The organism is Geomonas diazotrophica, assembly GCF_019063885.1.
In the GTDB taxonomy this organism is placed as follows: Bacteria; Desulfobacterota; Desulfuromonadia; order Geobacterales; family Geobacteraceae; genus Geomonas; species Geomonas diazotrophica.
The window spans coordinates 1,414,828-1,436,530 of sequence record NZ_CP077684.1; the positions used below are offsets into that span (position 1 = coordinate 1,414,828).

General features: G+C 62.8%; 20 protein-coding genes. 5 read left to right on the forward strand and 15 right to left on the reverse strand.

What is annotated here, in order from left to right; all coding sequences use genetic code 11:
* Positions 1 to 8: 8 nt before the first annotated feature.
* From dusB to KP003_RS06145, 4 genes are all read left to right on the forward strand, one after another.
* Complete coding sequence (dusB, locus tag KP003_RS06130; protein WP_216498641.1) at positions 9 to 974, forward strand: tRNA dihydrouridine synthase DusB; 966 nt, start codon at positions 9 to 11, stop codon at positions 972 to 974.
* Positions 967 to 2,052: a two-component system sensor histidine kinase NtrB gene (locus tag KP003_RS06135; RefSeq protein ID WP_216498642.1), complete on the forward strand. Its 1,086-nt coding sequence runs from the start codon at positions 967 to 969 to the stop codon at positions 2,050 to 2,052. The genes dusB and KP003_RS06135 overlap by 8 nt, the downstream gene beginning before the upstream one ends.
* 199 nt (positions 2,053 to 2,251) lie before the next feature.
* A complete protein-coding gene (locus tag KP003_RS06140; protein ID WP_216498643.1) occupies positions 2,252 to 3,688 on the forward strand; it encodes a sigma-54-dependent transcriptional regulator in 1,437 nt (478 codons plus the stop codon).
* A gap of 96 nt (positions 3,689 to 3,784) precedes the next feature.
* A complete protein-coding gene (locus KP003_RS06145) occupies positions 3,785 to 4,351 on the forward strand; it encodes a hydrolase (protein ID WP_216498644.1) in 567 nt (188 codons plus the stop codon).
* Here the strand turns inward: KP003_RS06145 and KP003_RS06150 are convergent.
* The 15 genes from KP003_RS06150 to KP003_RS06220 all read right to left on the reverse strand — a co-directional run bounded on the left by KP003_RS06150 (position 4,335) and on the right by KP003_RS06220 (position 20,516).
* Positions 4,335 to 5,045, reverse strand: coding sequence for a response regulator (locus KP003_RS06150; RefSeq protein ID WP_216498645.1), 711 nt, complete (start codon positions 5,043 to 5,045; stop codon positions 4,335 to 4,337). The genes KP003_RS06145 and KP003_RS06150 overlap by 17 nt on opposite strands.
* A gap of 169 nt (positions 5,046 to 5,214) precedes the next feature.
* Positions 5,215 to 6,498, reverse strand: coding sequence for an enoyl ACP reductase FabMG family protein (locus tag KP003_RS06155; RefSeq protein WP_216498646.1), 1,284 nt, complete (start codon positions 6,496 to 6,498; stop codon positions 5,215 to 5,217).
* 114 nt (positions 6,499 to 6,612) lie between these two features.
* Positions 6,613 to 7,962, reverse strand: coding sequence for a replicative DNA helicase (gene dnaB, locus KP003_RS06160; protein ID WP_216498647.1), 1,350 nt, complete (start codon positions 7,960 to 7,962; stop codon positions 6,613 to 6,615).
* A 162-nt stretch (positions 7,963 to 8,124) separates the two neighbouring features.
* Entirely contained in the window at positions 8,125 to 8,763 is a 639-nt protein-coding gene (gene recO / locus KP003_RS06165) for a DNA repair protein RecO (RefSeq protein ID WP_216498648.1), read from the reverse strand.
* Positions 8,764 to 8,954: 191 nt separating this feature from the next.
* A complete protein-coding gene (locus KP003_RS06170) occupies positions 8,955 to 9,878 on the reverse strand; it encodes a dihydrofolate reductase (protein ID WP_216498649.1) in 924 nt (307 codons plus the stop codon).
* Between the two features lie 33 nt (positions 9,879 to 9,911).
* Entirely contained in the window at positions 9,912 to 12,257 is a 2,346-nt protein-coding gene (locus tag KP003_RS06175) for an endonuclease MutS2 (protein ID WP_216498650.1), read from the reverse strand.
* Positions 12,258 to 12,356: 99 nt separating this feature from the next.
* On the reverse strand, positions 12,357 to 13,544 hold the full coding sequence (locus KP003_RS06180; protein WP_216791137.1) for a phospholipase D-like domain-containing protein: 1,188 nt from the start codon (positions 13,542 to 13,544) through the stop codon (positions 12,357 to 12,359).
* Between the two features lie 86 nt (positions 13,545 to 13,630).
* Positions 13,631 to 13,852 (reverse strand): NifU family protein, encoded by a 222-nt coding sequence (locus tag KP003_RS06185; RefSeq protein WP_216498652.1) that lies wholly within the window; start codon positions 13,850 to 13,852, stop codon positions 13,631 to 13,633.
* 105 nt (positions 13,853 to 13,957) lie between these two features.
* The gene (locus tag KP003_RS06190) at positions 13,958 to 15,358 is read right to left on the reverse strand and encodes an aspartate ammonia-lyase (protein ID WP_216498653.1); all 1,401 of its coding nucleotides are present in this window, start codon (positions 15,356 to 15,358) and stop codon (positions 13,958 to 13,960) included.
* A gap of 60 nt (positions 15,359 to 15,418) precedes the next feature.
* A complete protein-coding gene (locus tag KP003_RS06195; protein WP_239027621.1) occupies positions 15,419 to 16,051 on the reverse strand; it encodes an HAD family hydrolase in 633 nt (210 codons plus the stop codon).
* On the reverse strand, positions 16,048 to 17,208 hold the full coding sequence (locus KP003_RS06200; RefSeq protein ID WP_216791139.1) for a class I SAM-dependent methyltransferase: 1,161 nt from the start codon (positions 17,206 to 17,208) through the stop codon (positions 16,048 to 16,050). Before KP003_RS06200 ends, KP003_RS06195 begins: the two co-directional genes overlap by 4 nt.
* A 179-nt stretch (positions 17,209 to 17,387) precedes the next feature.
* A complete protein-coding gene (locus tag KP003_RS06205) occupies positions 17,388 to 17,681 on the reverse strand; it encodes an addiction module antidote protein (RefSeq protein WP_216498656.1) in 294 nt (97 codons plus the stop codon).
* A gap of 9 nt (positions 17,682 to 17,690) precedes the next feature.
* Entirely contained in the window at positions 17,691 to 17,981 is a 291-nt protein-coding gene (locus KP003_RS06210; RefSeq protein ID WP_216791141.1) for a type II toxin-antitoxin system RelE/ParE family toxin, read from the reverse strand.
* A gap of 103 nt (positions 17,982 to 18,084) precedes the next feature.
* The gene (locus KP003_RS06215) at positions 18,085 to 19,089 is read right to left on the reverse strand and encodes a helix-turn-helix transcriptional regulator (RefSeq protein ID WP_216498658.1); all 1,005 of its coding nucleotides are present in this window, start codon (positions 19,087 to 19,089) and stop codon (positions 18,085 to 18,087) included.
* Positions 19,086 to 20,516, reverse strand: coding sequence for a DEAD/DEAH box helicase (locus KP003_RS06220; protein WP_216498659.1), 1,431 nt, complete (start codon positions 20,514 to 20,516; stop codon positions 19,086 to 19,088). Before KP003_RS06220 ends, KP003_RS06215 begins: the two co-directional genes overlap by 4 nt.
* Positions 20,517 to 21,040: 524 nt before the next feature.
* Here KP003_RS06220 and trmB point away from each other — a divergent pair.
* The gene (trmB, locus tag KP003_RS06225) at positions 21,041 to 21,664 is read left to right on the forward strand and encodes a tRNA (guanosine(46)-N7)-methyltransferase TrmB (RefSeq protein WP_216498660.1); all 624 of its coding nucleotides are present in this window, start codon (positions 21,041 to 21,043) and stop codon (positions 21,662 to 21,664) included.
* The last annotated feature ends 39 nt before the right edge of the window (positions 21,665 to 21,703 follow it).

Sequence of the window (21,703 nt, forward strand, 5' to 3'; positions counted from 1 at the left end):
TATCACATATGCAAAACACCGTGGCCATCGGCTCTCTTACCTTGAAGAATCGGGTATTTCTGGCCCCTATGGCCGGCATCACCAACCTCCCCATGCGCATCATCGCTCGCGAGGGGGGAGCCTCCCTCACCTTTACCGAGATGGTCAGCGTCAACGGCCTGACCAGGGAGGGGCGCAAGAGTTTCGATCTGCTGAAGACCACCCCCGAGGATCGCCCGATCGGCATGCAGCTTTTCGGCGACGAGCCGGAGATGCTGGCCGAGGCGGCGCGGCTGGTCGAGGGGTACGGAGAACTGATCGACATCAACATGGGGTGCCCGGTGAAGAAGGTGGTCGGCACCGGCGCCGGCAGCGCCCTCATGAAGGACCCGGTCAAGGTGGGGCGGATCGTCCGTTGCGTGCGCAAGGCGACGGCACTCCCCTTCACGGTGAAGATCAGGACCGGATGGGTCTGCGGCGACGACACCTTCCTCGAGGTGGGGCGGATCGCACAGGAAGAGGGGTGCGACGCCATCACCCTGCATCCCAGGAGCCGGGCCCAGATGTTCGAGGGGAAGGCGAACTGGGCGAAGATAGGGGAATTGAAGAGTGCCCTGAAGATCCCGGTGATCGGCAGCGGCGACCTCTTCAGCGCGGACGACGTGGTCCGCATGATCCAGGAAACCGGTTGCGATGCGGTGATGGTAGCCCGCGGCGCGATGGGGAATCCCTGGCTGTTCCGGGAGGCGCTCGCCCTTATGGCCGGCGAGGTACCGGTGCCGCCGACGGTGGCGGAACGACTTGCGGTTGCCCGCAGGCATTTCGAGCTCTTCACCGAGTTCGAGGGGGGCAGGGTGGCCCTGATGGAGATGCGCAAGCATCTTGCCTGGTATTCCAAGGGGCTTCCGGGAGCCGCGCAGTTCCGTGCCGCGGTGAACCGGATCGAGCATGCTGCCGAGCTTGTCGGGGCGATGGAGGAGTTCTTTGATGGCTGACCGGTTGGAGAACTATTACGCGAATGTGGTCGACAGCGTGGGCGACGGTGTCATCGTCCTTGACAACACCGGCGCCGTGACGCTCGTGAACCCTGCTGCCGAGGAGCTGGCCGGCGTCTCCAGGCGCCAGGCGCTGGGGCATCTCTTCAGCGAGATCTTCAAGGACGACGCCGCCCTCAACGAGCTGGTGGCCAAGACCGTCAGCACCGGGATGTCCGTCTCCGACCACGAGAACATCGTGCTCAAAAGGGGAGGGCGGATCACCCCGGTGGGTACCAGCACCTCGCCGCTTTTGAGCTCCAACGGCGAGCGTATCGGCACCATCGTGCTCCTGCGCGACCTCACCAACGTGCGCGAGCTCGAGAGCGCCGTGCGCCAGGCGGACCGTCTCTCCTCGCTGGGCGCGCTCGCCGCGGGGCTCGCCCACGAGATCAAGAACCCGCTGGGGGGGATCAAGGGGGCGGCCCAGCTCCTGGAGATGGAGTTCCCGGACAACGAAGACCTGAGGGAGTACGTGCGGGTCATGCTGAAGGAGGTGCAGCGGGTCAACCTGATCGTCGAGGAGCTGCTCGGCCTCGCCTCCCCCGGGCGTCTTAAGCTCGGCAAGGTGAACCTGCACCGGGTCCTCTCCGACATCGTCCTGTTGCAGAAAAACGCCTGCGAGGGGAAGGAGCTCTACCTGCAGCAGTACTTCGACCCGAGCATCCCCCCGATACTGGCTGACGAGGCCCTCTTGACCCAGCTGTTCCTGAACCTGATCAAGAACGCCATGGAGGCCGTGGGGACCGGCGGCGTGGTCAAGGTGACCAGCCGGGTCCTGGCCGACTACGCCCTGACCCAGAAGGGGGAGCGGCGGGCGCGCATGGTTGCCATCGACATCTCCGACAACGGTCCCGGCATCCCTTCCGACGTCCTGGAGAACATGTTCACCCCGTTTTTCACCACCAAGTCCCAGGGGACGGGGCTCGGTCTGGCCATCTGCCAGAAGATCGTGTCCGAACACCGCGGCATGATCAGGGTCGATTCCGGTCCCTCCCGCGGCACCGTCTTCACCGTCATGCTGCCGCTGGTACAATAACGGCCGTTCCACGTTCTATGTTCCAGGTTCTACGTCAGAAGCAATGAGGCTTCTGCGAGTTCACGGGATCTTGCATACGAGCACAAACGGCAAAGATAAGTCTAACGTCCTATGCTCTACCTAAGTTTGAAGCAGCGCCGCTTCAGGTTTCAACTTAGAACGTAGAACGTAGAACATAGAACGGTTTCTAGGAGTTTATATGTCGATCAACAACATACTGGTCGCGGATGACGAAGAGAGCATGCGCTGGGTCCTTTCCAAGGCCCTCAAGAAGAAAGGGTTCAACGTCGAGCTGGCCAAGGACGGCAACGAGGCGCTCAAGCTGATCAAGGAGAACGTCTACGACCTGGCGCTCCTCGACATCAAGATGCCGGGAGTCACCGGGCTCGAGCTGCTGGACCGGGTCAAGGAGGAGCGCGCCGACCTGATGGTGGTCATCATGACCGCCGAGGCGAGCATGAAGAACGCGGTCGAGGCGATGAAGCGCGGCGCCTACGACTACCTCACCAAGCCCTTCGACCTCGGCGTCATCGACGCGGTGGTGGAGAAGGTGAGCCGGGCGCGCGAGATGACCTCCCAGGTGTCGCTGCTGAAGGAGGAGCTGGCCGACCGCTACCAGCTCGAGAAGACCATCATCGGCAACTCCCCCGCCATGCGCGAGATCTACAAGACCATCGGCAAGGTGGCCCCTTCCGACGTCACCGTCCTGGTGCAGGGGGAGTCGGGTACCGGCAAGGAGCTTATCGCCCGCGCCATCCACTACAACTCGAAAAGGCTCGGCAAGCCCTTCATCCCGCTCAACTGCGCCGCCATCCCCAAGGAACTCCTGGAGAGCGAGCTGTTCGGTTTCGAGAAGGGGGCCTTCACCGGCGCCACCGAGAGGAAGCTTGGGAAGTTCGAGCAGGCCAACGGCGGCACCATCTTCCTCGACGAGATCGGGGACATGCCCATCGACCTGCAGGCCAAGATCCTCAGGGTGCTGCAGGAACGCGAGATCACGAGGACCGGCGGCAACCAGAGCATCCCCGTCGACGTCAGGGTGGTGGCCGCGACCAACCAGGACCTGGAGGAGAGCGTCCGCAACAAGCAGTTCCGAGAGGACCTCTATTACCGCCTGAACGTGATCCCGATCCAGCTGGTGCCGCTGCGCGACCGCAAGGAGGATATCCCGCTGCTGGTGCAGTACTTCCTCGGCAAGATCTGCGCAGAGCTGGAGGTGCCGCTCAAGCGCACTTCCGCCGACGCGGTGAAGCTCCTCAGCAACTACAACTGGCCCGGCAACATCCGCGAGCTGGAGAACACCATCAAGAGGGCGGTCATCCTTTCACCCGACCCGCTCCTGGTCGCCTCCGACTTCCCCGGTCTCAGGAGCCGCCAGGGGGAAGGGAAGGGGGAGGAACTGTCGCTTGAGGGGATCGTCGATCTGAAGCTGCGCGGCTGCTTCTCCAACATGGAGAAGATGGAGAGCGGTGACGTGCATGCCATGGTGCTGGAGCAGGTCGAGCGGCCGCTGATCCGCTTCGTGCTGGAGAAGACCCGCGGCAACCAGGTGCGCGCCGCGGACATCCTTGGCATAAACCGCAACACCCTGAGGAAGAAGATCACCGAGCTGGGGATCGAACTGCGCAAGGAGTAACAGGCAGGCTGAGGCTGAGTCAAAGATACAGAAGAACCGTTCCTATTCTTCCCCTTAGTCTTAATCTTTATCTTAATCTGCTTCTAGGAGGCTCCCATGACGACCCTGATGGACAGGTTTTTTCTGGAAAGAGAGAGTGCGCAACTGGTGGTGGTCGACGTGCAGGACAAGCTCTGCCGCGCCATGGACGAGAAGGTGCTGGGGAAACTGACCGGGAACATCTCGATCCTCCTCGACGCGGCGGCCGAGCTGGGCATCCCCGCCCTCGCCACCGAGCAGTACGTCAAGGGGCTCGGGGAGACTGTCCCCTCCCTGAAGGGGAAGCTCTGCACGCCGAGCCTGGAGAAGATGACCTTCAGCTGCTGCGGCGGCGAGGGCTTTCTGGAGACGCTGGAGAAAAACGGCAGGCGTCAGGTGATCCTGACCGGGATGGAGACCCACGTCTGCGTGCTGCAGACCGCGCTGGAGCTGTTGTCGCGCGGCTACGTGGTGCACCTGGTGGTCGATGCGGTGATGAGCCGGAAGAAGCACAACTGGGAGATCGCGCTGCAGACCATGACCCAGGCCGGTGCGGTGATGACTTCCACCGAGTCGGTCCTGTTCCAGTTGCTGCGCGTCGCCGGTACCGAGGAGTTCAAGAAGCTTTCTAAACTCGTGAGGTAGGGGGCAGGGTACTGACGTAGTGGTCGATCCGCTCGCGGTCGGTCTCGGAGATCCCGATGAACTGGACGCCCAAGCCTTCCGGGAGCGTGCTCTTTCTGCGGGCCTTGCTGGTGTTGAGCCAGGCGATTCGCGCTTTGGTCTGGATGACGGTGCTCACCGGTTCGGGCAGCACGAAGAGCAGTTCCAGCTGGGTGCCTTGTTCGAGGTCGACGTCGGTGGCGAGGTAGAGGCCGTTTTGGCTGAGGTTGATGCAAAAGCCTGAGAGGGTGAGGCCGAAAGCACGGAACTTCACGTTGAAGCGGCAGCTCCCCCTTCTGTCGCGCCGGTCCACGGCGGGCAGGTGCTTGCGGGCTGCCTCCAGGAAAATAAGGCGATCCAATGGTTTGAAGAGGATATCGTCGCAGCCCGCCTCAAGGCAGAGCTGGCGATCGGCCTCCTTCCCTTCAGAAGCGGTGAGTATCACCGCGGTGGAGAGTCGGGGGTCTTTTTTTATGGCGCGGCAGCAGTCGGCGCCGTCCATCACCGGCATGTGCAGGTCCATGATCACCAGGTCCGGGTGCTGTTCCCGGCAGATGCACAGTGCCTCCTCGCCGTTTCTGGCGGTAAAGACGTCGACCGCGGAGAGTGAGAGGAAGTCCTTCTCGAGTTCCAGGAACATGCTCACGTCATCGACCAGCAGGACCTTGTGTGCCACGTGTACTCCTACTTCGGTACCAACAAGCGTTTAGGATGAGGGGGAAAGTGGAACAAATCTGCCACGAAGCGCCGCACGAGCCCTCACGTCTTCCCCTTTGCAAAGGGGAGACAGAGGGGATTTGCCTGTAAAAAAAGGGGGCGAAATACGCCCCCCGATTGCCTGCCGATTACCCTTTCGCCAGCGTCTTCGCGATCACGTCGTGGTTGAGCCAGAAGACCGGCGCCTGCGGCTGCCAGGAACTGTTGAACATGAGGCTCCCTACCCCCTGGAACACGGCGCGGGAGAGCACGGCGCAGACGATCTCCTTCTGATCCGCGTTCATGCTGATCAGCTCGGCGGAGGTGTTCAGCATGTACTCCTGCTGCTCCGGCTTGTTGTGCTGCGGCCAGCTCTCGAAGTCGCGGGTGCTGGTCACAAGCTCCGAGGTGAGGTAGGTGTTGGCGATCTGCAGCAGATCGTCGATGGTCACCCCTTCGCGCAAAAGGGCCTGGCACTCCTTGAGCACCGACTCCACCCCTTCCGCGCGCAGCGCGGCCATCAGGGGGTACAGGGAGTTCTCGACGCCGAGGAAGAGGGCGCTCGAGTTGGTGAGGATCTCGGGGCAGTTGTAGACGGTCGCCTTGATCCCCTTTTCCCACGCCTCGATGGCGATGTCTTCCAGGCGGATCTTGGCCCACCCCTGCAGGTACGGTGTGTAGGACTGCCAGGTGACGACGCCGTCGATGAGCACGGCGGTGCCGTGGTAGCCGTAGGCCGCGTAGCTGGTCTGGTGCTTCTCCCTGAGACCGGCGGTGGCGTCGATGAGGTAACGGAAGGTGTCCGCGGTCACCTCGTTGAAGCTTGCCTCGCACAGTTTCCCCATGTCGGAGTTCCAGAACGCCTCCGAGGAGAGGAAACGGTCCCCCTGTCCCTTGAAGAGCTTGTTCAGGATCGGCATGAAGACGCGGGCGCGCGGGATGCCGCCGGCCATGGTGTGGACCACGAGCAGGTTGCTCCCGGCCGGGATCATCTTTTCCAGTTCTGCCACGACGGCAGTGAGGTTCTTGCAAAAGCGCTCGGTGCCGCGCTTCTTGGAGTACTCGATCTCCGCCGGGTCGAGCTTGATCGAGCCCCAGTCGTCCGGCTTGACCCCCTTGAAACGGTCCACCGGAGAGACGCCGTCCTGGCCGGGCTCCATGTCGAAACCGGCCTCCAGCGGGATGTTGATGATCTTCCCCCCGAGGCCCGCCTCGGCGGTGGCGAGCTCTTCCTCGTTGAGCGGACGGAGCGTGCCGTCCGCATCGCGCCTCCCGACGGTGGCGCCGATGACGGTCATCCCCTTCGCCCTGGCCTCGTCCACGATGCCGTTGGCGTAGCCGCGGCCGAACAGCTCGCCGCAGAGAAACAGCACGTCCCCTTCCTTATATCCGGCGCACGCCGGCACTTCCGTCATTGCATGGTATCTGCTCATCTAGGTTCCTTTCTATGTTGGTGTGCTTCTCCCCCCGCAGGTGGAGAAGGGGAGGGGGATAGGTAGCCGTTCTCCCTCCCTGACCCTCCCCCTTCGGGGAGGGAACGAAACAGCCTAGTATTCTTCCCTGCTGCTCAGGTTCTCGAAGCGGGTGAACTCGCCGCGGAAGGCGAGGTCGACGGTGCCGATGGGGCCGCTTCTGTGCTTGCCGATGATGACCTCGGCCTTCCCCTTGAGGTCCTCGTTCTCCTTGTCGTACACCTCGCCGCGGTAGACGAACATGATGATGTCGGCGTCCTGCTCGATTGCCCCCGATTCCCTCAGGTCGCTCATCATCGGGCGCTTGTCGGTTCTCTGCTCGAGGCTTCGGTTCAGCTGCGACAGGGCGATCACCGGTATGGAGAGTTCCTTGGCCAGCGCCTTCAGCGAGCGCGAGATCTCGGAGATCTCCTGCTGGCGCGATTCGCTGTTGGCGCCGCCGCGCATGAGCTGCAGGTAGTCGATGACGATGATGCCGATGTCGTGTTCGGCCTTGAGCCGCCTCGCCTTGGAGCGGAGCTCCATCACCGTGATCGACGGGGTGTCGTCGATGAAGATCTTGGAGTTGTGCAAAAGCCCGGCGCCCTTGATCAGCTTGGGCCAGTCGTTTTCCTGCAGGTGGCCCGAGCGCAGGCGGGTGAGGTCGACCCGGGAGGCGGAGCACAAAAGCCTCTCCACCAGCTGCTCCTTGGGCATCTCCAGGGAGAAGATGGCGGCCGGGAACTTCTTCTCCGAGTCCACGGACGCGTACTGGGCCACGTTCAGGGCGAAGGTGGTCTTCCCCATCGCCGGACGTCCCGCGATGATGACCAGGTCGCCGGCATGAAAGCCCGCGGTCAGCTTGTCGAGGTCGGTATACCCGGTGGGGACGCCGGTCACCAGCTCCTTCTTCTCGTAGAGGAGCTCGATGTTCTTGATGGTGTCCTTGAGGATGTCGCTGACCTTGTAGTAGGAGGGGCGGAGCTTGTTCTCAGAGATCTCGAAGATCACCTTCTGCGCCGAGTCGAGGAGCTCCTCGACCTCCACCTTGTCCTCGAAACCGTTGCTGACGATGTCGGTGGCGGCGGAGATGAGCTTCCTGGTGATGTACTTCTCCTTCACGATCTTGCAGTAGTAGGAGATGTTCGCCGCCATAGGGACGAAGTCGACCAGGGTGGCCAGGTAGGCGCCGCCTCCCACCTCTTCCAGCTCACCCTTCTTGCGCAGGATGGTGGTCATGGTGATCAGGTCGCAGGGCTCGCCGCGCTCGTTCAGCTCGATCATGGCGCGCATGATCTTGCGGTGGCTCTCCCGGTACATCTCCTCCGGGGTAAGGACCTCGAGCACCCGGTTGATCGCCTCGTTGTCCACCAGGATCCCTCCCAGGATGGACATCTCGGCTTCGATGCTCTGCGGCGGCAGTTTTCTCATCTCCGCTTGGTTCATACAGTTCCTCAAAAACAACTAAGCTGCGCCATGGTGCAGCGGCGCATGCGGGTTTGACTGAAACGCCGAATTCTACCCGTAACCGGCGCTGTGGTCAACAAAATTGACTGGTTGGAATGACGATCGTGGCCCGTGCGCTGCAGTTCCGGCCGGTTGCAGCCGTCACACGCAGCACTCCTTCAGGAAGGCGAGCGACTTCAGTTCCCGGTCCAGGTGGAGGTCGATGGCGGGGTTCAAGAGGAGGTCCGCCTCGTGCAGGAGCGCGTCCGGAAAGAGCACGGCGCCGAAGCGCCCCGTCTGCATGGCGCGCGCCAGCAGGGACGCGGTCTCCTCTGAGACGCCGCGCACCTGCAACTCGGGCTGGTAGCCCAGTATCTTCAGGAGGTTCACCGCGAAGAACCGGCGGTCGGAGGGTGAGGCGGGGGCGTCGTTCAGGCGTTCCAGGTAGCAGTACAAAAGGCGGAACAGGCGCGGGCTCGGTTCTTCCTCGGGGGTGAGCCGCTCCACCAGTTCGCAGGCATAGGCGGCGCAGCCGATCTTGGCGAGGTCGGCGCGGATGCCGGGGAAGATGCCGACGATGTCTGCGCCGGAGATGGTTGGGAGGCCGTGGCCCAGGTGCAACTGGACCTTCAGGTGCGCGAAGGGGTCGAGGGCGCCGGCGAAGCGTTTCTTGCTCCGCTTGGCGCCGCGCGCCACCCCCTGCAGTTTACCCTGTTCCAGCGTGAACAGGGTGACGATGCGGTCCGCCTCCCCGAAGTCGGTGAGGCGCAGCACTATCCCTTCGGCCTCGGCGTTTTTCATGGAGGGAAAGTACCATTGCGGCAGGTGGCGAGTCAACAAAGATGCGGGGGGCGGGATGCACGACCTGTAAGGGCGAATGATCATTCGCCCAGCCCTGGAGCCCCGTGTTGTCATCGGCCCGTGCGAGGGTGGCGAAGGATTATTCGCCCCTACAGTGTAGGCCATGGCGGTTTTGGGCAGCCCACGCCTCACTAGCCCCGCATGTTCAGCCTGTGCATCAAAATCCCCAGATACCGGTTCAGCGGGTGGCTTCGGGGAAGGGACTTGATGGGGGGAGTCCCCCTGGTGCCGCACTTGGCGAGCTCGGTGTAGAACTCCTGTCCCCCGCCCATCTGTACCCCCTTGCGCAGGGTCTCCAGTCCCTTTCCCTTCTCGCCGGTCAGGATCAGTATCCGCCCCAGGTTCAACCGGACGCGCAGGTTGTCCGGGGCGGCCCGCAACGCCTGCTCGGCCAGCTTGAGGGCTTCGTGGCAGTCGCCGCCGCTCTTGGCCTGGCTGAAGGCGAGATCGGAGGCGGTTTCCGGGGCATCTTCCAGGGCCTGGGCCTGTCCGAAGCAGCAGCGGGCCAGGAAGTAGAGCTGGCGGTTCAACGCCTCGACCCCCTTTTGCCGCAGTTCGAACACGTCGCTCCCCGGCTGGATCTGGTCCACCTTCTCCATCACCAGGTAGGTCGTGGGGGGGAAGCCCTCCAGGAACTCCTCCCGGTGCAGCTCGATGAAGGAGCAGGGGGGCTGCGGGAAGTGCACGTCCCCCTCGTAGCGGCCGTGCACCACGGTGAGGTAGATCCTCTGGCACAAGGGGAGCGCCTCGCGGAACACCCCCTCGCCGCCGCAGATGAACAGCTCCTCGTCCCCCTCGGCGGCCGCGATCCCTTCCTGGAGGGTGCGGGCCACGATGACCCCCTCGGTCCTCCCCATGCTCTTGCTGAGCACGATGTTCTTGCGCCCGTCCAGCGGGTGACCTATCGACTCGAAGGTCTTTCTCCCCATCAGCACCGCATGTCCCATGGTGAGGCTTCGGAAACGAGCCAGGTCGGCGGGGATGTCCCAGGGAAGCTTCCCGTGCGCGCCTATCACCCTGTTGTCAGACATGGCAGCAATGATGGAAATGATCATAAGGCCTCCGCGGTCACTTTTGATTGCAAAACACTAGCGCAGCGTCACCACCGTCACGCCGTCGCCCCCTTCGAAGCGCTCCCCGGTCCGGAACTCCGCCACCAGCGGATGGCCGGCCAGGTAGCCCCGCACCCCCTTCATCAGGGCGCCGGTCCCCTTGCCGTGCACGACGCGCACCTCGGAGATCTGCTCCAGCGAGGCGTGGTTCAGGAAGGGCTCCAGCTCGCCGATCGCTTCCTCCACCCGCAGCCCGAGGAGGTTGATGCTGGTTGCGGGCCCCTGCGGGGCGGAGTCGGCCTCCTGCTGCCGGGCGCGCTGCTTACGTACCTTCTTCGGCTCTTTCCCCTTGGGCTTTAACAGGGAGATGAGGGCGACGTCCAGTTCCATGCTCCCGGCGCGCACCCGGGCCCTTCCGGCGCGGTGGTCGACCGAGAGGATGGTGGCGTCGCAGTTGAGCGGCTTGACGAAGAGGATGTCCCCGGCGGCTACCTGTTCCGGAGCGACGTTCTCCTCCGGGTGCAACCCGTCCAGCGCGGCCTCGACCTCGCGTGCCGCCTGGTCCAGCTTCTCCTTGGCTTCGCGTGCCTTCTCGCGCTTGGCCTCGTCGATCAGCGCGGCCACGTCGCGGCGGGCCTTGGAGATGATCTGCTGTGCCTCCAGGAGTCCCTTCTCGCGGGCGTCCTGCACGAGCCTCGCCGCCTCGTCGCGCCGGTCCACCAGGTTCTGCTCGGCCCGGGTCAGCTTCTCCTCGCGCTCGGAGAGCGCCGTAAGGGTGCGGTCCAACTGCTCGCGCTTCTCCTTCAAATCGCGCAACAGGGCATGGAAGTCAGCCTCCATGGTGCCGATCATCCCCCGTGCGAAGCGCACCACCCGCTCCGGGAGCCCGTAACGGCTGGCGATCTCGAGTGCATGCGACTCGCCGGGTTCCCCCACGGCCAGCCGGTACAACGGCGCCAGCTTCTGCCGGTCGAAGGCCATGGCCGCGTTCACCATCCCCGCTTCGCGCTGCACGAAGCCGATGATCTCGGTGAGGTGCGTGGTGGCGACCACCAGCGCCCCCTTGTCCTGTAGCTCCTTCAACACGGCGCAGGCGATGGCCGCCCCCTGTCCCGGCTCGGTGCCGGTGCCGAGCTCATCCAGCAGCACCAGGGCGCCGCGGTCGGCCTGCTCGATGATGCTGGAGATCTTTGAGATGTGGGCCGAGAAGGTCGAGAGGCTCTCCTCGATGGACTGCTCGTCCCCTATGTCGACCAGGATGCTCTTGACCAGCGGCAGGATGGTGCCGGGGAGGGCGGGGACCGGCATGCCGCAAAGGGCCATGACGCTCAGGAGTCCCGCGTTCTTGATGGCGATGGTCTTCCCCCCCGTGTTGGGGCCGGTGACAACCATGACCCGGTTCTCCGAGGCCAGTTCCAGGTCCAGGGGGACCACATCCTTCCCCATCAGGGTGAGGATCGGGTGGCGCGCCGACTTGAGCAGTATGGTGGGGGTGTCGGCGATGACCGGGGTCTCGCTTTTTAGGCGGTCGCTCAAGATGGCGATGCAGTTCAGGATGTCGAGCTCGACCAGCGCCTCGAACTGCCGCAGGAGCTCCTCGGCGTCCTCCCTGATCCAGTCGCAGATCTGCCGGACGATGCGGATCTCCTCGGCCCGCTCGTCGGCCACCAGGTTCTCCAGTTCGTTGGCGAGGCCGATGATCTCGAGGGGCTCCATGAAGGCGGTCTCGCCGGAGTTGGAGACGTCGTGCACCACCCCCGGGACCATCCCTTTGGAGTCCATGCGCACCGGGATGACCCAGCGCCCCGACCTCTGGGTGATGAAGTCGTCCTGCAGGAAGATCGCGGTGTGCCGCTCGCGCACGATCTCCTCGAGCCGCTTCTTGATGCGGGAGGTGAGCCCCTTCTTCCGGCCGCGGATGTCCGCCAGAAGCCGGGAGGCCGTGTCCAGGATCTCCCCTTCCTCGTTCACCGTGTGTTCCAGCGGGTTCAAAAGGTCGGGGAAGCCGCTGATGCAGCCGGCCTCCGAGAGCAGCAGCGGGACGTCGGTGCGGTAGGCGAGCTGGGAGGCCACCGCGGCCATCACCCGCAGGGTGGGGATGAAGCGTTGCAGTGCGATCGGTGCGATGACCGCGCCGGCGGGACGGACCGCCTTCACCTGCGGGGTGATGTCCTCGAAGGGGGCGAGCTTCAGCGCTATGCCGAGCCTGGTCAGCTTCCGTATCTCGTCGACGAGTCCCAGGCGCAGTTCCATCTCCTGGCGGCTGTGAAGCGGGGCTATGGCGAGGGTACCGTAGTGGGATGCCTCGCAGTGGGCGAAGGTTGCGGCGGTTTCCAGGATCTTGTCGAATTCCAGCCGCTTCAGGGTGTCCTTGTCGATCATGTAGATAACTCCGGGTGAATAAACAGGTAAAGGCCAAGAGGGGAGGCTTTCAGCGAAACCCTCGACTCCTTGGCCCCGTTCCGATCAGGTTCGATTGTGCTACAAAAACCAGGCGACCGGGCTGAAGAGGCGCTCAAGGACGCGCACCGGCCATCCCCTTCTCTCGTGCTCGTGCAGCACGATGCACCGGGCCCCGGCAAAGTCGCTCTCCAGCATGTCGGCGACCTGGGCGCCGAAGTCGCGGCTGTCCACCACCACGTTCAGTTCGTAGTTCCTGTGGAAGCTCCTCAGGTCCATGTTGGCTGAGCCGACCATGGTCCAGTTGCCGTCGATGAGGAGCACCTTGGCGTGGAGCACCGCGCGGTCCATCTCGTGGATCTCGACGCCGTTTTTCAAAAGCTGGCCGTAGTAGGTCCGGCTCACCAGGCGCACCAGGGGGACGTCGCTCTTGTAGGGAAGCAGCAAGCGCACCCGCACCCCGCGCCCTGCCGCCCTGAGAAGCGACCTCACCACCCGCGGTCCCGGTATGAAGTAGGGGCTCGCGATGGTGACGCTTTCGGAGGCGCCGGCGATGGCTACCCTGAAGGCGCTCCTGATGAAGCTCCGCTTCAGGTGCGGTCCGCCGTTCACTACCATGACTTTCGCATCGCCGTCAAGTTCGGGAAGGGGGGGGGGGTCGGTACCTGCCGGCGGGACGCCGACCTCCCCGGTCCAGGTCTCCCGGAACAGGCGCAGCAACTCGACTCCCGCCTCTCCCTCGATCTTCAGTCCCACGTCGCGCCACTTGGTCTTTTTCTTCCCGAAGCCGGAGTAGACGTCGGCGATGTTCATGCCGCCGGTGAAGGTGCACCAGCCGTCGATGATGACGATTTTGCGGTGGTCGCGCTTGTCGAACCAGGCGATCCCCCGGCTGAAGGGGGGCGGGTTGAAGGGGGCGCAGTTGACGCCTCCCTTGGCGAGCCTCTTGAAGTAGGCGGCAGGGGTCTCGAAACAGCCGATGTAATCGTACAGCACGTAGACCCGGACCCCGCGCGAGGCCGCGGCGATCAGTGCGTCGGCCACCATGCGCCCGGTCTCGTCGTCGGCGATGGTGTAGAACTCCAGGCAGATGCTTTCCCGGGCCAGTGGGAGGGCCTCCAGGAGCGCGGTGAAGAATTCGGAGCCGTAGCGGTACAGCGTGGCGCGGTTGCCGAAAAACGAAACCGCCTCGGTGTTTCTCCGGAAGAAATCGAAGAACTTCGCGGTTTGAAACAGCAATTGCTTTCTTTTTCGCCGCACGCTGGACATAGGCCTGATCCAAAAGCGAAAAGCGCGGAAATAACGTCAACCGGTTACTTCCGCGCTTCGGGTGTTACGACTAAGGGGGGTACCCGTTAGACAGAGACAACTTCCTTGACGCCGGGGATCTTGTCCTTGATGGTCCGTTCGATCCCCATCTTGAGGGTCATGGTGGACATCGGGCAGTGGCCACAGGCCCCAACCAGTCGCACCTTGACAATGCCGTCGTCGGTTACTTCTACGAGTTCAACATCACCGCCGTCGGCCTGAAGCGCCGGCCTGATGCTTTCCAGAATTGCTTTTACTTCTTCGGTCATGTACTCCTCCAGTGAACTTTGGTTTGGAATGGTATGAGTCTATAGGATTTTTACAATAATTGCAAAGCCCGCCGACACCCCGCCGCGCGGGGTGCGGGTTCGCCTTTAATCCTTGCCGTGCACGCCGGGCGTGGTGAGAGGGTAGGGTGCCAGCACCTCTACGAGTTCCTCCTCGGTCAGTATGCCCCTCTCCAGGATGACGTCCCGGATGCTCCTGCCGCTCCTGGCCGATTCCTTGGCGACCTCGGCCGCCGCGGCATAGCCGATGCTCGGCGCGAGCACCGTGGCGAGCCCTACGGACTGCTCCAGGAAGGTGCGGCAGCGCTCCTCGTTGGCTGTGATACCGGTGACGCAGAGGGTGGTCAGCTGGTGCAGGCAGTTCTTCAGGATCTCCATGGAAAAGAGCAGGTTGAACGCGATCACCGGCATCATCACGTTCAGTTCCAGCTGCCCGGCCTGGGCTGCCAGCGCCACGGTCAGGTCGCACCCCATGACCTGGAAGCAGACCATGTTGGTCACCTCCGGGAGCACCGGGTTCACCTTGCCCGGCATGATCGACGAGCCGGGCTGCATGGCGGGGAGGTTGATTTCAGCGAGGCCGGTGCGCGGTCCCGAGGAGAGCAGGCGGAGGTCGTTGGCGATCTTGATCAGGTTCACCGCGGTTCCCTTGACGCTCGAAGAGAGGGCGACGAAGGGATCCATGTTCTGCATCCGCTCCACGAGACTCTCGCCGCGGGTCAGCTCCTGGCCGGTCTCTCTCGCAAGAGCCTCGACGATCAGGTCGATGAAGGCCTGCTCGGCGTTGAGCCCGGTCCCGACCGCGGTCCCCCCGATCCCCAGTTCCCTGAGTCCGGCGAAGGTGCGCTCGAGGCCTGAGCGGTTGTTGGCGATGGCGATGGACCAGGCGCTGAATTCCTGCCCCAGCCGGATCGGCACCGCGTCCTGCAGGTGGGTGCGCCCCGATTTGAGGATGTGGTCGAACTCGATCCCCTTGCGGGCGAAGGCGTCGGAGAGATCCCGCAGCTCGTTGTCGAGCTCCTGTGCCAGTTCCAGCGCCGCCAGCCGCATGGCGGTGGGGAAGACGTCGTTGGTGGACTGCGCCATGTTGACGTGATCGTTGGCGTTCACGCGGGCGTATTCGCCGAGTTTCCCCCCGAGGATCTCGTTGGCGCGGTTGGCCAGTACCTCGTTCACGTTCATGTTGTGGGAGGTGCCCGCGCCGGCCTGGAACGGGTCGACCACGAACTGGTCGGCAAACTGTCCAGCCAGCGCCTCGTCGGCGGCCTTTACGATGGCTTCGCCCAGATCCATTTGCAGCCTGTGCGTGGTCATGTTGGCGATGGCCGCGCATTTCTTGATCCTGACCGTGGCACGCACCAGGGCCAGGTGCGGCCTGAGCCCGGAGATGGGGAAGTTGTTCACTGCGCGCTGCGTCTGGGCGCCGTAGTAGGCGCCGTCAGGGACCTCGACGGGCCCCATGGTGTCTTTTTCCAAGCGGTGTGTCATGACTAGCTCCTCGTTCTCTTATGTTAAACCGGTCCGAGTCTCTGTCTCATTATTCCGCTATCAGTGTACCAGATCCGCCAGTGTCAGCAGCTCTTCCGTACTCTTCATCTCGAAGACGTGGCACCCAAGGGATTCGGGAACCGCCAGGTCGATGCGGTAGCGGTCACCGACGAAGAGTGTCTCCTGCGGACGGCAGGAGATCTTCGAGAGTATGTCCTCGACGATCCTGCGGTCGGGCTTCGGGATCCAGTAGTCCTCGATGGTGAACACCCGGTCCAGCAGGCCGTTCACGTCGATCTGCGTCATGATCCGTGCGGAAAGGTCGCGGTTGTTGTTGGTGTAGAGGTGGAGCCGGAAGCGGGTCGACAGAAGCTGCAGCAGTTCGCGGACACGGCGGTCCGGCTTTAGAAGCCTTTCGGGATGGCAGTCGGCGGCGAACCTTCTATGCAGCTCCTGCAGGGTCCCCCCGAGGGTCATGACGGCGTGGCTCAGCGTCCCCGCGGCGCCGTCCGCAGCGCGTGTTGCCTCAAGGAGGGCTTGCGCCTGCGCGGCAGAGACCCCCTTAAGGTCCGCCACGTAGAGGACGGCGCTTTGGTTGACCTCCTCTCCCAGCCGCTCCTCCTGGTACAGGGTCCCATCGAGGTCGAAAACGATCGCCTTTACCTGTTCGCGAAGGCCGGGGTGGCGGGTCACAGCCCCATCCCCCATTTCCTCATGCAGAGGAGCTGCGGGTTCTCTACCCCTTTGGCCTGGATCAGCACCTTGAAGGTGTCGCCCATCCCCCCCTCCGGGAGCATCAGCTTCTTGATGGCGAGCCGGTGTTTCAGGCTCTCCTGTTCGTCCTTCGCCTGCGCCACGAGCTTCATCAGCTCCTCGATCAGCCCCACGCCCATGAGGAAGCGGTACTGTTCGCCGTACCAGACCGCTGCCAGTCCACCATCGTTGCCCGCCTCGATCAGCGAGCTGAAGTTGATGTGCGTGGTGATGTCCTGCTCGCCGACCAGCTGGTACGGGTCCTCGTTGGTGCTGTGCTTGTGGTAGCAAAGCAGTGTGCCGTTGCGTCTTTGCGGGGTGTAGAGCTCTTCGGAGAGGTAGCCGTAATCGATGGTAAGGACGAATCCCCGCTCCAGTGTTGCGGCGGCGGAGGCGATCCAGGCGGGTGCGGCCAGGTTGATCTCCGCACGTTGGCCCGGCATGAGCCGCACGTCGAACTTGCGCAGGTAGGCTTCCAGTTCCGGGGTGGACGGGGCAAGGAGCCGCTCGCGGAAACCGTTGGCGTCCGCCGATACGAAGACCTCCCTGAGCCCATCATCCGTCATCTCGACGAGGTGTACCGGCATGGCGTCGAAGAGTTCGTTGGAGATGACGCAGCCGGTGAACTTGAGGGCGCCGCCGGCCAGTTCCTGCGGAGAGCTCCAGGCCAGGTGCCCGGCGTGCCGCTCGAGGCGCGCGGCCTGGGCCTGCTGGAGGGAGGGCTCCTTCTCTATCAGGCGGTAGGTGAGATGGGCGTAGCAGGCGGGATTCTCCTCGGCGATGGCGTCCAGGATGTCCTGGGCCAGTTGGCCGCCACCCGCGCCGGCTTCGGCGACGGTGAAGGAGTCCGGCGAGCCGAGGAGCTCCCAGAACCGGCCGATCTCGCGGGAGATCAGGCGGCCGAAGGCGCTGTGCACGTTCATGCTGGTGTAGAAATCCCCCTCGGCGCCCACCTTGCGCCCCGGGGAGGTGTAGTAGCCCAGGTCGGGTTCGTAGAGAGCGCTCTCCATGAAGGAGGCGAAGGTGATGTCACCGCGGGAGCGGATTCGTTTGAGTATGATTTCTGCCAGTTTCGTCGTTGCTGCTGCCTCTGCCATTAAAAGCCCTCCTGAATCTGAAGGTCTTTTTATATACGGAACGAAAATGGTTGTCAACGCGGCAGGGGGAGGGACGGTCAACGATCCGGCCAAGACCCGGGAGAGGCAAGCGGGGAGGGATGGTCGCAGCTGTTCGGGCGTGCATGATCTATAAAGGAAACGTCGTCGAGATAACTGCCTTAACGCGCTTCTGCGTGCAGCTTGAGGCCCAAGGCTGCAATGATTTTCAGGATCGTGTCGAAGCTGGGGACACGTTCTCCAGAGAGCGCCTTGTAAAGGCTTTCGCGTGAAAGACCGGCTTCACGTGCCACCTGCGACATACCCTTGGCACGCGCAATGTCACCAAGAGCCTTTGCTATGAACGCAGCATCACCATTGGCTTCTTCCAGGCAGGCTTCCAGGTATGCCGCCATTTCCTCGGGAGTTCTAAGGTGTTCTGCAACGTCATAGCGACTTGTGGTTGTTTTCGTCATTTTCAGCTCCTAAAGATTCAGCGCTAGGTGCAGCGCTCTTTTGATATCGCGGGACTGGCTGCTTTTATCACCGCCGGCAAGAAGAATGATGACCTGGTTGCCGCGTTTTGTGAAGTAAACCCGGTAGCCGGGGCCATAGTCTATCCGTAATTCAGATACACCATCACCGACTGTCTTGATGTCTCCTGCGTTACCGCAGGCCAGCCGCTCGATTCTGACGAGGACGCGCGCCTTGGCGTCGAGGTCGCGCAGGTTGTCGAGCCACTTCTTGAAGGTGTCCGTCTTCCGGATCTCTGGCATACCTTGACTGTATCCTTCGGGATACATATTGTCAATCCGTGGTCCCTCAAGACAGGCATTGCTCTCGTCTGGAGGAAAGAAACAGTTGCTGGGGGGCGGGAGGCTACTGACCGTTGTGGTAGAGGGACGCCGTCGCCTGGACCATTTCTGCCAGCTCGAAGCGCAGCGCTGCAGGTTTCAGGAGTTCGGCGTGGGCGCCGTAGGAGAGAAGCCAGGCGAGGATCTCCATCTTGCCGCCGGCGTGGAAGCTCAAAACAAGCGAGCCGTCCGGCTGCGCCTCGATCTTTTGGGAGGAGTGCCAGACGCGGTCCCTGATGGCATGCGCGATGGACGCGGAGAAACGGATCACCACGTCCATGGGGGGCTCCGCCACGATGCCGAAGGCCTCTCCCAGCGCCTGGCCGGGATGGAACCCTTCCGGTATCTCGAAGCGCTCCTTCAAGGGCTCCACGCCGCAGATGCGCTCGACGGCGAAGGTCCGCAGCGCCTCACGCTCTTGCGCGTAGCCCAGGAGATAGATGCCCCCCTTCTGGAAGAGCAGGGTGTAGGGATCGACCCGGTAGTCGACGGCTTCGGGGCGCCCGGGAGAGCGGTAGGAGATGACGACGGTGTGCTGGTAGAGAAGGGCGTTGCGGATCTGTTGCAGGTAGTCGGCGCAGCGCGAGTAGTCGCGTTTGCCCTGCAAAAGCGGCAGTGAGACCTCGGCAATGCGCTCCATGTGCGCGGCAAGGCGCGGCGGCAGCACCGAGTTCACCTTGCGAAAGACACTCTGCATCTCCTCCATGAAGGGGGTCCCCTTGAGGAGGTCGAGCTGGGAGCGCAGAAGGGAAAGGGTCATCAGCTCCTGCAGCGTGAAGCTGATGGGAGGGACGTCCTTGAAGCGGGTCAGGAAGCGGTACACCTTTTCGCCGTCCTGCCAGTCCGAGATGAGCGGGTAACCCGCCTCCTGGATGGCGACCAGGTCGCGGTGGATGGTGCGCTTGTTGACACCGGTCTCCTCGGCGAGTTCGGCCACTGAGATGCCGTGACGCGCCTCGATGAGGCGAATCACGTCGTGGACCCTGCCCGCCTGGGAGTATTTGCGCGGGGGACGTCCCTTTCCGGTCACGGCTGCTCGGGCTGCTGCTCGCCGGTCGTGGCCTTGGGCTTGCGGCGACGGCGTTTGCGCTTGGCCGCGGCATCACCTGTGGCGGACTCACCTGCGGGCGCGCTTTCCACCGGAGCCGGTTTGGCTTCCTTCTGCTCGGCCTTCTCCTTGCCGGGGCCGGACTTGACGCCTCTGCCGCGAACTTCTCCGCGTCCTGGTTTCCCCCCGCGATCGCCGGGCTTGCCGCCCCTGCCGCCGGGCTTGTCGTCGGTGCGGCGGGGAGGCCTGGCCGTTCTCTTGTAGTCGTGGACGAACATGTCGTCCTCGGCCCATTCGGTCGGGATCTTCTGCTTGATGAAATCCTGGATCGCCTCGATGTAGAAGGCGCCGTCCTCGTCGGCCAGCGAGATCGCCATCCCCTCTGCGCCGGCGCGGGCGGTGCGGCCGATGCGGTGCACGTAGTCCTCGCAGTCCTGGGGCAGGTCGTAGTTGATGACGTGCGATACACCTTCGATGTGGATGCCGCGCGAGGCGACGTCGGTGGCGATCATGATGGGGAGCGCGCCCGCCTTGAAGTCGGAAAGGATCTTCATCCGCTTTCTCTGCTCCACGTCGCCCGAGATCACCTTGCAGGGGAAGTCGTTGGCGTTCAGGCGGTCCTGCAGGTATTCCGCCTCCCGCTTGGTGTTGACGAAGATCATGGTGCGTTCCATGCCCATCTTGCGCAGCAGGCCGAGCAGCAGGGGGAACTTCTCTTTTCTGGAGGCGTGGTAGAGTACCTGCTCGACGCGCTCCGCGGTCATCTGCTCGGGCGTCACCGAGACCTTTTCCGGCATGTTCATGAACTCGTAGGCGAGCTCCATGACGCGCGTGTTCAGGGTGGCCGAGAAGAGGAGGTTCTGGCGTTTCTCGTAGGTCGGCAGGCGCCGGAGGATAAAGCGGAGGTCGGCTATGAAGCCCATGTCGAACATGCGGTCGGCTTCGTCTATGACCAGGGCCTCGACGTCCTTCAGCGAGTAGACCTTCTGCTTCAGGTAGTCGATCAGGCGTCCCGGCGTGCCGATCACGATGTCTGCGCCGGCTTTGAGCGCGTCGCGCTGTTTCATGTAGTCCACGCCGCCGTAGATGGCCTGGATGTTGAAGCCGGTGTACTTGCCGAGTGACTGGGCGTCCTTCTCGATCTGGACGACCAGTTCCCGGGTCGGTGCCAGGATCAGTGCGCGGGGATGGTGCTCGGCGCCGGTTTTCTGTTGGCTCAAAAGCCTCGTGAAGATGGAGATAAGAAAAGTGGCGGTCTTGCCGGTTCCGGTCTGGGCCTGGCCCGCGACGTCCTTGCCGGTGAGGGCAAGCGGCAGCGCCTTTTCCTGTATCGGTGTGCAGTCGGTGAAGCCGGTTTCGTCGATGCCTTTCTGGACCAGTTCCGGCAGCTGCAGCTCTGAAAATTTCATGTTTGTGTTTTCCTTTTTTGCCTTATTTCAACCGGATACAATTAGCATGTTGTGACTAAAATGGCAATGACAGAAAGGAGAGCAGGGGTAGTATGAAATAAATAGCATTTAACGCAAAGACGCCAAGCCGCTGTGGCGCAAAGACAAAAGCGTGGCTGTTCCCCCGTCTTCCCCCTGATCTCCTTCCGTAGGGTCTTCTCTCCTGGTGTGGGTTAAATACAGATTATTTAACGCAAAGCCGCAAAGTCGCGAAGAAACATATGAGCTGTGTCTGTCCTTTCCCTGCATCGCCTTTCTTGGCGTCTTGGTGCCTTGGCGTCTTTGCGTTAGGGGTTGTGTTGGGCGTGTGTTGTTGCCTTCTTAGCGCCTTTGCGCTTTGCGTTACCCAACGGGTTTTTCTTTCGTCTTCCTTCTTTAGCCCCTTCGCGTCTTTGCGTGTGCCTGATGCCTTTGCGGCTTTGCGGCTTTGCGTGCCGCGGTTTTTTGTGTTATGTTCCCCGCGACAAAAAACGCAAGAGGTACAGATGACGCAATCCTTCATCCACATCGAATCCCCCAACTACCTTAGACTTCAAGACCTTCCCACCCCTCCCGACTGGCAGGGCATTTTCGGCAACGACAACAGGCTCGCCCTGGAGATCGGCTGCGGCGTGGGTGACTTCATGCTGAAGACCGCGCTGGACCAGCCGGAGACCAACTTCATCGCCATAGACTTCTACAACAAGGGGTGCGACAAGACCTGCCGCCGCATAGACCGCCACGGCGTCGGCAACGTGCGCGTGGTCCGTGACGAGGCGCGCGCCTTCGTCACCGAGCGCATCCCCAAGGGGAGCCTCTCCGCGATCTACATCAACTGCCCCGACCCGTGGCCCAAGAAACGGCATCGCAAAAGGCGTCTGGTGAACAAGGAGTTCATCGAATTCCTCCTCGATTACATGGTCCCCGGTGCCGATTTCTTCTTCGCCACCGATTTCGACGACTACGGCATCGACGTCGCCAACGCCCTCCCCGGGGTGACCGCGCTGGAGAACCAGTTCCTCCCGGACCTGTACCGCCACGAGTTCCCCGGCTACCACCTCTCCAAGTACATGCGCAAGTTCATGGCCGAAGGGAAGCAGATCTACTTCATGCACTACAAGGTGAAGTAGGGAGGCGGACAAGACGAGAAGAGGGGGACCCTGACTTTA